This window comes from Aequorivita aurantiaca (assembly GCF_030410135.1).
In the GTDB taxonomy this organism is placed as follows: Bacteria; Bacteroidota; Bacteroidia; order Flavobacteriales; family Flavobacteriaceae; genus Aequorivita; species Aequorivita aurantiaca.
This window is the reverse complement of sequence record NZ_JAUGQQ010000003.1, coordinates 83,803-96,008: the sequence shown is the minus strand read 5'-3', so window position 1 is coordinate 96,008 and position 12,206 is coordinate 83,803. Positions and strand designations below refer to the sequence as shown.

The following is a 12,206-nucleotide window of genomic DNA, read 5'->3' as shown; positions in this document are numbered from 1 at the left end:
TTTTGGTTCCTAAATTATTTCCAATAAATGTATCAGTGCTTCTTGAAACCTTTTTTTGATTTTAGCGGTGCTCTTCTTTTATTATTGATATCCAGCCCTATTTTAATTTTAGTTGCAATTGTACTCGCCATCCAAAATTCAGGAGCCCCTTTTTTCTTTCAAAAACGGCCCGGCAAAAATGAACGCATTTTCACCATAGTAAAATTCAAGACTATGAATGATAAGAAGGATAGTAATGGCAATTTATTGCCCGACTCCCAACGGCTCACCGCATTAGGAAAGTTTATACGTTCCACTTCCCTCGATGAGTTGCCGCAATTGCTGAATGTGTTGAAGGGCGATATGAGCTTCGTGGGGCCAAGACCTTTATTGCCCCAATATCTTCCGCTATACAACCATTTTCAAAAACAACGCCATAAAGTAAAGCCAGGAATTACCGGATGGGCGCAGGTAAATGGTCGTAATGCAATAAGTTGGGATCAAAAGTTTGAATATGATGTTTGGTATGTTAATAATATTTCTTTCATATTGGATATGAAAATTCTATTGAAAACAATTGAAAAAGTGTTTAAAAAAGAAGGTATTTCCCAAATGGGGCAAGCTACGGTTGAACCTTTCAAGAAATAGGGCACGCAGCATTTTTCTTGTATATTCGTAACTTCAAAAAATTATAAAATCCATTGAAAATGATACTATTTGGCGCCAGTGGGCATTGTAAATCTGTAATCGACATTGCCGAATCCATAGGTGTAAGTATCGAGATTATTTATGACGATAATCCCAAAGTGGAAGCTGTATGTCATATCCCGGTGCAGGAATATTCTACTATTGTTCTTGGATTGAAGGGAACTTGGCTAATTTCAATAGGTAATAATAAAAATCGAAAGGAAGTTTCGGAAAGGCTGAACAAGAATTTTGGAATGCTGATTCATAAAACAGCTAGTATTTCCTCGTGGTCCTCATTAGGCGATGGAACCGTGATAATGGCCAAGGTAGTTGTAAATACATGCGCAACCATAGGGAAACATTGTATAATAAATTCGGGGGCAGTTGTAGAGCATGATTGTATTATAGAGAATTACGCCCATATTTCCCCCAATGTTAGTCTTGCCGGCGGCGTCACTGTTGGGGAAGGTTCACATATTGGCATTGGGGCGTCTGTTTTACCTGAAATAAAGATTGGTAAATGGGCCATTATCGGAGCGGGAGCGGTAATAATAAATGATGTGCCAGATGGGGCGGTGGTTGTGGGAAATCCCGGAAAAATTATTAATAAAAATGATTAAGTGAAGATTTTTAAAAGGTTATTCGATATTGTTTTCTCAAGTATCGCACTTTTATTATTTGGTTGGATAATTCTTCTTTTAATTCTTTTTGCCTACATAGATACCAGTAAAGGTATTTTTCTTCAAAAAAGAATCGGCCAATTTGGAAAACCTTTTGATATTTATAAGATAAGAACCATGCACATACGCAACGGTAGTATTTCTTGGTATGGCAGATTTGTGAGGAATACCAAGCTGGACGAGCTACCACAGCTGCTGAACATTCTCTGGGGGCAGATGAGCTTCGTGGGCCCGCGACCCGACCTACCAGGATATTATGACCAATTGCAAGGGGAAGAAAGAAAATTATTGGAACTGAAACCCGGCCTATGCAGCAGGGCTGCCCTTAAATATTTTAACGAGGAAGCACTGCTGGCAGCACAAAGCAATCCATTAGAATATAACGACACCATCATTTTCCCTGATAAGGTGCGGATGAATCTCGAATATTATTACAAGCGTTCTTTTTGGGAGGATTTGCGGATTTTATGGGCTTGTTTTAAACGTGAGTTGTGAAAAATTCAAAATTCAAAATTGTTATTCTAATACTGAGTTAGCGAAGAGCGAATAGTTCCAAAACCCCGAATTACGAATTCCAAATTGACAAATTCAGATATTGACACATTCTTCTATCAGTAATCCAGAATTAACGATTAACCGAATAAACGATTTAACACAATCATTTGGAAAACCGAAGGTGTAATAGCTAAATTCGCAATCTAAATACGCATATGCGTATTGCTCCCATTTGCTATGCCATCCGTAATTGAATCCTATTTTTCAGTCCTAATGTTGTTTGGTGCCTCGCAGGCCGTAACGGGAATATATCTTTTGCTAAACACAAACCACAAACCTTTTGCCAATAACATGCTCGCATTATTACTTTTGGTTTGGGGGTTTTCCTGCTATTGGTTTTTCGCCTTTATTCACAAAGGGCCATTTTTTAGCGTTACGGTCACAACCTTTATCGGCCCCATGTTGGCGCTGCTATTATTCCCACCCATTTATTTATACGTAAAGTTTCTGTTTTACGAGCATAAAGGTTTTCCAAAAAATGACCATTTACATTTTTTGCCAGTATATCTCTTTATAATATTTACCTTATTTCTCTATGTGGACAGTGGCTTTTCGATAGCAGAAATGAGGCATCATGAATGGTACCATGCGCGTACGCTAGTCTGTTCTTATATTGCTATGGTGCAGGGGCCGTTTTACTTTATTATGACCAATCGCATTCTAAAATTACGCCACCAAAGGCTCAAGGAGCAATATTCAGAAATAGAAAGCCGTAAGTTGGAGTGGCTGCATGTAATCAACTATAGTTTTGCTCTGGTTTTTATAATAGGTGGAATATCCGCCATCATTCGCATTACCTATTTGGATCCCTATATACTCTACATGGCATATCACGCCGTGATTGCAATAAGTATATTCTATATTACACTAATGATTTTTAAATCGCCTGTAATTTTTAAAAATCCTGAACCGGTTTCCGAATTGAATATTATAGAGAGCGTTGAAACCGAAATGCCTTCCGTGCAATCCGTTGTGCCCACAATTACTTCCTCGGAAGGCCAACATCTGGCAAAGGACACGGATATTATTGCCAAAATTGAAAACTTTATGAGGGAAGAGAAGCCCTATAAAAATCCTAATTTTAGTTTGAACGATCTTGCCGCGGCTATTTCAGAAAGCCGAAATGCCATTTCCACAGTGCTCAATAAAAGTTTGGAAAAAACTTTTTACAATTATATTAATGAATTGCGCATTGAGGAGAGCAAGCGACTGCTGGCTGACGAATCCTTACTTCACTTCACCATTGAAGGCATTGCGGCAGAATCGGGGTTTAAGACCATGTCCGTCTTTTATCGCTTTTTTAAGGACATTGAAAAAGTGACTCCGGCAGTTTACCGCAAAAACCATCTTAATTTATAAAGCATTCATTGTTAATGCTTTCACTAATACGTGTATATGTTTGGGACTAAAAGGAGCAATATTATTTGTATAAAATGATATAAACTGATTAGTTTGCTGCGGAATAAATAATTCTGCAATCATTCTTCTTGATTGCGACTAAACACTTTTAAAAATTTCTTCAGAATGAAAAAAAAACACTCTATTTTCCTGTTTGCCCTGCTGTTTGCGATTACGGGTTGGGCACAGGGACAACTACAACCTTTTAACGATGATGTAGAATCGCATACTGATTTTGAGCAAAACAATATTGTGGGATGGACCTCCCTCGATCTTGATGGCTTTAATACCAATGGTCCCTTTCAAAGCTTTCCGGGGAAAGGAGGGCCGTTGGGGTTTTTTGTTTACAATCCTTCCCAAACAAATCCGCCAAATGTGTTGGAAGGTTACGTTCCCCATTCCGGCGAAAAATACTTTGCAAGCATCTCCTCTTATGATGGTCCCGTAAACGACTGGCTTATCTCTGATGAACTGGCCGATCACCCAGGAGGTGTGCTTTCATTTTATGCGAAAATGACGGCCGATTTTGCCGGAGACGATAAATTTAAGGTAGCCTATTCCACTACTGGCCAAGATCCACAGGATTTTATATTCTTTAATGGAGGGGCCACTACTTCGCCTTCGTTGAATTGGGCCAAATTTGAATACATAATCCCCGCAGGTGCAAAACATTTGGCCATTAATTGCGTATCGCAGGCATTTATGATGCTGATTGACGATATCCAATTTGTTCCGAATATTGAGCCACAAGCGCCGGGTGCTGTAACAGCCTTTTCACGTGAGGCCGAAATAGATACTGAGTTTAAGGCTGTGATGAATTGGATAAATCCAACGGTAGACCGTGATGGAAACGCACTCGGCAATATGACCGGCGTAAAGATTTATAGAGGCACAAATCCAATGAATCTGGTTGAAATTGCAGATTTGCCCGGAACGCCCGGACAAACCATGAACTATACGGATATTCTCCCAGAAGAAGGATCTTTTACACATAGATTGGTTCCCTACAATGCGTCTGGGAATGGAATAGCCTATAATACCCCCGTGGCCTATTTTGGATATGAAACCATTCCAGGAGCACCAAGAAATATCACTTTCACCCAGAACGCAAGTTTAAATACCGTGATTTCTTGGGATGCAGTGGACTACGGCGCAAATGGCGGCGTACTCCAAGATCCTGTTGTGGGCTATACCATAAAGCGCAGTCTGGGTGGCGTAACGGAAACCTTGGTTGAAATGCACCCAAACACGACCTTTACGGAAGCCGACATCCCGGCTCTAAACCTTTATACCTATACCATAATTGCGCAAACCAGCGCTGTTGATTTAGGTATTCCAGCAGTGGTATCAGCTTATTCTGGCTTACAAGAGAACCAAGTTTCAGTGACTAGCGGGAATGCTGTATCTGATCAGCCTTTTGAGCTTAGTAGATCATCCATTATTTCGCAAAGTATTTATACTCCGGAGGAAATTGGTAGCACCGGATTAATTACTTCCATCTCCTATTTTGGAAATTTTGGAACTACTACCTCCGCCCGCTATAAAATTTATATGAGTGTTACAAACCGAGATATCTTCGGCACAACCCTTAACAATGCCGTTTGGGAATATTTTGGGGACCAAAAGCTTTTGTTTGATGGGAATATTGAATTTCCCGCAGGGCGAAATGCAGTTTCCATTGAACTGGATCAACCTTTTTATTATGATGCCAGCGCCAATGAAAATGTAATTATAACAATTGTAAAACCCCTGATAAATAATCCCCCCTCAGTTAACCCCAGGGAGTTTTTTAATACCCCAGTGGAAGGAATGCGAACCTATTTTGCGAATGGGTACTCTGTGGATCTTAGCTTAATTACAACGCAGCCCGCCGCTTGGTCTACAACTGAGGTGCCCACAATTCCTAGCATAGTGGTAGATAAGGTTGCCGACTATGGTAGCCTAAGCGGAACAGTTACCTTGGCGGCCGATGGTTCCCCACTTGAGGATGTAACAGTTACCATAACACCTGATGGCGCCGGAGCATATCAAACTGAAACGACCACAACAGACCAAACAGGGGCATATACAATTCCTGCGCTTATGGCCGGGGATTATGTGGCCACTTTTAGTAAGGACACTTTCAATACCTTGGAAATAAACTTCAGCATTGCACCTTCGGAACAACTTACGCTTGATGCAGCCCTGGACAATTCCCTTCCTATCGTTATTTCAGGAACAGTTGTGGATAACGCCGGAAATGGTGTTGAAGGAATTAACCTCATACTAACAGGATTCTCCCAATTTACAACCCAAAGTGATGCTTCGGGAAGCTTTGCCTTGAATGCGTTTGCCGACAAGCAGTATGAGCTTGAGGTTGTGCATCCGCTTTACGAAACTCAAACCATATCATTTACCAGCGAGGCGGGTGACTACACTCTCGATCCGATTATTCTTGAGCTTGCAACGCCAAAACCAGGAAACGTGGTAGCCGTAAATAACAATGGCGTAGGGGAAGTAAACTGGAGAAAACCTGTAGGGCATTACAATGAAACCATGTTGGGGTGGGGCACTTTTGCCACGGCCGGAGATTCTTGGGGCAATGGCGGTGATCCATTTATTGCAGGTATTCGATTTGAAACCTCAGATTTGCAAAGCCAACTAACAGCAGATGCCGAACTTACCCATGTTCGTGTTTATTTTGCCAACACTGCAGAGGTTGTCATCAAAATATTTGAAGGGGAAAATGGGGCGGAGCTTATCCATTCACAGACTGCTTCCATTCCTGGTGAGGACTGGTACGTTTTTGAACTGACGGAATCCCTGCTGATTGATGTAAACAAGGAACTTTGGATAGGAATAGAATTTTTGGCAGGTCAATATGGGGCCTATCCTATTGGTCTCGATGATGGCCCTAACGCCCCTTCAAGAAAAGGAAGTATGAAGTATGAGAATGGCGTATGGACCCCAATGAGCCTCACCAATAAAAACTGGAATATTTATGGTATTGCCAATAATACTATGGACGCTAACCCTGTGGGATATAAGGTTTACAGAAGTCCCGCCTCGGCAAATGATTGGACTGAACTTACATCTACAATCATTACCGAAACCACATATAGCGACCCTACGTTGAATGATGCGGCACCGAATATGTATGAGTACGGAATTGCGGCACATTATGAAAATAATTTAATTTCTGAATTGGGTATTTCGAATGAGGTAGAACATAATATGTTCTTTGATTTTACATTAGAGTTGGATACGGATTTTGGAAGTTCGGAGGGCGCCTATATTTCTATTTGGAATGATGACGCTTTTGCGGAAGCTAATATGGATAGTACCGGGTCTGTGACTATTGCCGATTTATTGAACGGAACTTATAACCTACGGGTAGAATTGGATAACTATGAGCCGGTAGAACTTTCTGATGTTGTAGTGGAAGAGGACGGCAGCCTAACCGTACCGATGAATCTGCTGAAGGTACAGCCTTCCAACTTGACCGCGACTATTGTGGGATCATCTTCAGCGAGACTGGACTGGACGCTTCACAATAGCTACTTGGATCGTGTAGAAAAATATGAGGATTTTGAGCGTCAAAATATTGGCGACTATATTTTAAGGGATTTGGATGGGCTTCAGACCTATACCTATAACAATTTCACATGGCCGAATGCAGGAGATCCGATGTCTTTTATGGTTTTCAATCCCTATGCAACCACCCCTGCAGTAGACATGGATGCGTTTTCCGGTAGAAGATTTTTGGCTGGAATTGCAGGTCCTGATGGTGCTAACAATGATTGGTTAATAATTCCGGCCGGAAGTGGTGAGTTTTCCTTTAACGCGGCCTCTCTGGTAGGAGCTATGCCTGAACAAATGCAGGTATTGTATTCCACAACTGGAACTGATGTTTCAGATTTTACAGCCTTTGGAGGTGTAATCAGCGTGCCAGAAGCATGGACTCCATATTCCTTTGATGCGCCTGAGGGTACAAAATATGTGGCTATAAACTATTTGAGCAATGACAGCTATATATTGAAAATTGATGATTTAACTTATGAAAGAGCTTACGACCATGCCCTTTACTATAATATTTATCTTGACGGGGAATTGGTAATGGAAGAAGTGACAGAGTTAACATTTTTACTAGAGGACCTAAGTGCAGGAAGTCACATTGCTGAAGTGGAAGCTATATATGAAACCGGAGCATCGGAAAAGACCGAGGTAATCATTTCTATGTTGGGAACAGAAGAACATAAAATGAAGGAATTTTTAGTTTATCCGAATCCAACCTCGGGAAGATTTTCACTCGAAATGGAAAGTCAAGCGACCGTGACCATATATGATTTGAATGGAAGAATTTTATACACAGGCGTTAAACAAGCCGGAACTTCTATAATGGAGCACGACTTTGCCGCTGGAACGTATATTATTCAGGTTCAAACGGAAAATGGATCAGCTACCAAAAAGTTGATTTTTTATTAATTGAACATTTAAATGTAAAACTTAACCGCCCCGAATTTAACGGGGCGGTTATTTTTTGCGCTTAATTTTAAAATTGAAAATAATCTCCTCCGGTTTCAACATACTTTCATTCTGAGCCAAGTTGAAAACACAAATTCTAATTCCCAGCCACGGAATTTTCGTTAAAAAGCGAGAATAGATTGTTTTACACTACAAATTTTAATTATTCCCTTGATCCACCGAAGATGTGAAAATACTATTTGTAATGGCCTATCTTTACACCGAAAATGAATTGGCTCTTTAAAAGCATTTTTTTCTCTACAAAAATAAATACAATGGCATCAGAAAAAATCTACCTCTCATCCCCACATATGGGGGGCACGGAACAATCTTTTGTTAACGAAGCATTCAAAACAAATTGGATAGCACCCCTGGGTCCAAACGTAACTGGGTTTGAAACGGATTTGGAGCAGTATCTTGGCAACGGAAATTATGTTGCCGCCCTAAGTTCGGGAACCGCTGCCTTACATTTGGCCTTAATTTTATTGGGCGTTGGGAGAGGAGATGAGGTAATTTGCCAGAGCATGACTTTTTCGGCTTCAGCGAACCCGATTGTATATCAAGGAGCAACCCCAATTTTCGTGGACAGTGAGCCGGATACTTGGAACATTTGTCCCAGTCATTTGGAGGAGGCAATCAAGGATAGAATTTCAAAAGGTAAAAAACCTAAAGCCATTATAGCTGTGCATCTTTACGGCATGCCCTATAAGGTAGAGGAAATTAGAAACATTTCCGATAAGTATGAAATCCCGATTGTAGAGGACAGCGCCGAAGCATTGGGAAGCAGTTATAAAAACCAAAAATGTGGCACCTTTGGAGATATTTCCATTCTATCCTTTAATGGTAACAAAATAATTACTACCTCAGGCGGTGGTGCCTTAGTGGCTAAAAATTTACAATTGAAGGAAAAAGCGGTATTTCTCGCAACGCAGGCAAGGGATAATGCCCCGCATTATCAGCATTCCCAGATTGGGTACAATTACCGGCTCAGCAACATATCGGCCGGAATTGGACGCGGGCAAATGGAAGTGCTGGACGCTCACGTGGAATTAAGAAGGCAAATGAACCAATTTTACCAGGAAATTTTTAGGGATACCAAGGGTGTGACTGTATTTTCTGAACCATCCTCGGCCTATTTTTCCAACCACTGGTTATCTTGTATTCTTATAGATGAGACTCACTGTGGTTTTTCTGCCGAAAATGTTCGATTTGCCTTGGCGGAAAATAATATTGAATCGCGACCGTTATGGAAACCAATGCACCTACAACCTATTTTTCAAAATGTTCCCTATTATGGCTCAAACATTTCTGAAAAACTTTTTGAAATTGGTCTCTGTTTGCCTTCGGGTTCTAATTTAAATAAACAGGATAAGTTGAAGATTAACGATGTTTTAATGCGTTTCATCGATATTTAAAGTATATTTGTAGCCCCAAATCTTCATTAAAGTGCTACCTAAAATATCATTTGTAGAAATAATAAGAATGCGTTCTAAAAAGATAGTATTATTGAACCAGCGCTATCTGCCCCGATGGGCTGTTTTTGCGTTAGATATTGGGATTTGTATATGCTCCTTCGCCCTAATGTTTCTCATTTTGGACGGCACCCCATTGAAATTTAATAAGGTATTGCCCATGCCAATTAAGGCAATCGTGGTTATTGGCATTAATATTCTTTTCTTTTTGGTGTTTCGCACTTATGCCGGGATTGTGAGGCATTCTACATTTACCGATGTTTTCAAAGTGGCATCCGCTTCCTTTCTCACAGCGTTCAGCGCTATAGCCCTTAACTATATTTTCTATATGTTATTGGGGCAGAAAATATTTCTTACAACAGGAGTTTTGCTATATATGTTTTTTTCCTTTACACTAATGCTGTTTTTCAGAATAGCCGTTAAGGAAGTTTATCAATATTTACAGCGAATGAACGCTGGTAATTTTAAGAAAAAAGTACTGATTGTGGGCATGGATAACCAAACCATTAGTCTTGGTAGAGCTCTTACCACGGAGTCTGATTTGCCCTTTAAATTGGTAGGTTTCCTTTCCGAAAATCCTTCCTCCAAAAGCTTGAGCATTCTTGGAAAACCAGTTTTTTCATTAGCCATAAACAAAGACTCTCTTCCTTTTACAGAATTGATAGCCAAAACTGATTTGGATGGGGTATTAATAGTTCGCGATTCCCATTCCATAGCTGAAACAAAACAAATAGTGGAAGCCTGTTTGGCAAATAACGTTGAGGTTTTCAACGTGCCATTGGTGGAAAATTGGAACAAAAAAGAAGATATTCAAACGCAAATTAGGCCCATTCAAATTGAGGATTTACTGGAAAGACATCCTATAAAAATTGACGCGGATATTTTAAAGCACGATTTGGAAGCTAAAACAATTCTTGTTACGGGCGCCGCAGGCTCCATTGGCAGCGAGATTGTGAAGCAATTGGCAGCGTTCCGCCCCAAAAAGATAGTTATTCTAGACAACGCCGAATCTGCCCTGCACGCCATTGAGCTTTACCTCCGTACGGAATATCCATCGCTGAATTTTGTAGTGGCCCTTGCCGATGTCAGAAACATTGACCGGCTCGAGATGATATTTTCGAAATATAAATTCAATTTTGTTTATCACGCTGCGGCCTACAAGCATGTTCCCTTAATGGAAAAAAACCCACACGAGGCCGTTGCGGTCAATATTATGGGCACCATTAATTTAGCGAATCTCGCGGTACAGCACGGGGTAGATAAATTTGTGATGATATCTACCGATAAGGCTGTAAACCCTACCAATGTTATGGGTGCCTCCAAAAGAGGAGCGGAAATGTATGTACAGTCGCTACAGGAACGCATTGGCACACACACCAAGTTTATCACAACGAGGTTTGGTAATGTTTTGGGGTCAAATGGTTCGGTAATACCATATTTTAGAAAACAAATTGCCAACGGGGGGCCTGTGACGGTGACCCATAAGGATATTATTCGCTATTTTATGACTATTTCAGAAGCTTGCCAACTTGTGCTGCAAGCGGGCACAATGGGCAATGGTGGCGAAATATACGTTTTTGATATGGGCAAACCGATTAAGATTATGGATATGGCGGAAAATATGATTCGTCTGTCCGGTCTAAAACCTTATAAGGATATCGATATTCAAATTGTTGGGCTGCGTCCGGGTGAAAAACTTTATGAGGAATTGCTCAGCGATACCGCAATGACCCTTCCCACATATCATCCGAAAATTATGGTATCAAAAGTGCCCGTTGAAGATTTTAATGAAGTAAGCCGAAAAATTCAAGCCATCTTAAAAGCTACCACTCAGAATAAACGAAAACCGGTAGTAAAACGACTAAAGGAATTGGTGCCTGAATATTTAAGTCAAAATTCGGAGTTCCAAAGTTTGGATAAAGCCCACCATAATTAAAACGAGATTGTATTATAGTCAATAGTCAATCCACAAGGAGTCTTTCAGCTGAAATAGGCAATGAGACATCCTTTTGGCCATTGGCTATTTAATCTTTTAACAGGTAATGAGGTGACATTCACTATCATATAAAGGCATCGCTGAAAATATGCTGGTTAGAAAAGTTTATATTTGCAAAAAAAAATAAATGACACGGTTTTTCGCTAAAGTATTAATGTTGTTTTTCGTCGGAAGCTTAGGAGTATCCTGCGTTTCTTCAGAAAAAATTGTTTATTTCCAGGATTTGTCGCAAGGTCAGTTGCTTTTGGATACTATCCAAAAGAGTTCCAAAATACAATCGGGGGATCTTCTCAGTATTGTGGTTTCTGCCTATGATTTGAACGCCGTACGTCCGTTCAATCTTATCAGCGAAACGCGACCCTCCACGGAAATTATGGGCGTTGCCGCCAATAATAACAACCAACAGCAAGCATATTTAACGGCCCAAGATGGTAGTATAGATTTTCCCATATTGGGAAGGATACAAGTTGTGGGGTTAACGCGGGTGGAACTCAGTGAATTGCTGGCGAAACGTATTTCGGAATATGTAAAGGAACCCATCGTTACCATTCGCATTCTCAATTTCAAAGTGAGTTTGCTCGGCGAGGTGAATAGACCAGGCACCTATAATTTTGAAGGCGAACGGCTAACCTTGCCCGCAGCTCTAGGTTTGGCGGGTGATATGACTATTTATGGGAGAAGGGATAATGTGTTGGTAATTCGGGACGATGGTAAAACCAAAAACTACAAATATCTTGATATGAGGAGCGCCAATGTGCTGAACAGTGAATATTATTACCTTCAGCAAAACGATGTGGTTTATGTAGAACCCAATAGGGCACAAGTGCAGGGCAGTAGTTTCAACCGAAACACGGCAATTTACGTTAGCATAGCATCTTTGCTACTTTCGGCAATGGCGATTATTTTTAGATAAAAGAAATATTAAGCTATCATTAT

At 40.6% G+C, this 12,206-nt stretch carries 8 protein-coding genes; all 8 read left to right on the top strand.

Features of this window, described 5'->3' with window-relative positions; all coding sequences use genetic code 11:
- The first annotated feature begins 27 nt into the window (after positions 1-27).
- The 8 genes from QRD02_RS06160 to QRD02_RS06125 all read left to right on the top strand — a co-directional run bounded on the left by QRD02_RS06160 (position 28) and on the right by QRD02_RS06125 (position 12,183).
- Positions 28-627 (top strand): sugar transferase, encoded by a 600-nt coding sequence (locus QRD02_RS06160; protein ID WP_290254054.1) that lies wholly within the window; start codon positions 28-30, stop codon positions 625-627.
- A gap of 59 nt (positions 628-686) precedes the next feature.
- The gene (locus QRD02_RS06155; protein WP_290254053.1) at positions 687-1,286 is read left to right on the top strand and encodes an acetyltransferase; all 600 of its coding nucleotides are present in this window, start codon (positions 687-689) and stop codon (positions 1,284-1,286) included.
- A gap of 6 nt (positions 1,287-1,292) precedes the next feature.
- Complete coding sequence (locus tag QRD02_RS06150; RefSeq protein ID WP_290254332.1) at positions 1,293-1,841, top strand: sugar transferase; 549 nt, start codon at positions 1,293-1,295, stop codon at positions 1,839-1,841.
- Positions 1,842-2,078: 237 nt separating this feature from the next.
- Positions 2,079-3,260, top strand: coding sequence for a helix-turn-helix domain-containing protein (locus tag QRD02_RS06145; RefSeq protein ID WP_290254052.1), 1,182 nt, complete (start codon positions 2,079-2,081; stop codon positions 3,258-3,260).
- A gap of 165 nt (positions 3,261-3,425) precedes the next feature.
- Entirely contained in the window at positions 3,426-7,763 is a 4,338-nt protein-coding gene (locus tag QRD02_RS06140) for a carboxypeptidase regulatory-like domain-containing protein (RefSeq protein WP_290254051.1), read from the top strand.
- Positions 7,764-8,077: 314 nt separating this feature from the next.
- Entirely contained in the window at positions 8,078-9,217 is a 1,140-nt protein-coding gene (locus QRD02_RS06135; RefSeq protein WP_290254050.1) for a DegT/DnrJ/EryC1/StrS family aminotransferase, read from the top strand.
- Between the two features lie 67 nt (positions 9,218-9,284).
- Entirely contained in the window at positions 9,285-11,210 is a 1,926-nt protein-coding gene (locus QRD02_RS06130; RefSeq protein ID WP_290254049.1) for a polysaccharide biosynthesis protein, read from the top strand.
- Positions 11,211-11,397: 187 nt separating this feature from the next.
- Positions 11,398-12,183 (top strand): polysaccharide biosynthesis/export family protein, encoded by a 786-nt coding sequence (locus QRD02_RS06125; protein ID WP_290254048.1) that lies wholly within the window; start codon positions 11,398-11,400, stop codon positions 12,181-12,183.
- Positions 12,184-12,206: the final 23 nt, after the last annotated feature.

Excerpts from the sequence above, each read along its gene's own strand:
- QRD02_RS06145 (WP_290254052.1), top strand. The coding sequence starts at position 2,079 with ATGCCATCCGTAATTGAATCCTATTTTTCAGTCCTAATGTTGTTTGGT.
- QRD02_RS06140 (WP_290254051.1), top strand. The coding sequence starts at position 3,426 with ATGAAAAAAAAACACTCTATTTTCCTGTTTGCCCTGCTGTTTGCGATT.
- QRD02_RS06135 (WP_290254050.1), top strand. The coding sequence starts at position 8,078 with ATGGCATCAGAAAAAATCTACCTCTCATCCCCACATATGGGGGGCACG.
- QRD02_RS06125 (WP_290254048.1), top strand. The coding sequence starts at position 11,398 with ATGACACGGTTTTTCGCTAAAGTATTAATGTTGTTTTTCGTCGGAAGC.
- QRD02_RS06130 (WP_290254049.1), top strand. The coding sequence starts at position 9,285 with ATGCGTTCTAAAAAGATAGTATTATTGAACCAGCGCTATCTGCCCCGA.
- QRD02_RS06155 (WP_290254053.1), top strand. The coding sequence starts at position 687 with ATGATACTATTTGGCGCCAGTGGGCATTGTAAATCTGTAATCGACATT.
- QRD02_RS06160 (WP_290254054.1), top strand. The coding sequence starts at position 28 with ATGTATCAGTGCTTCTTGAAACCTTTTTTTGATTTTAGCGGTGCTCTT.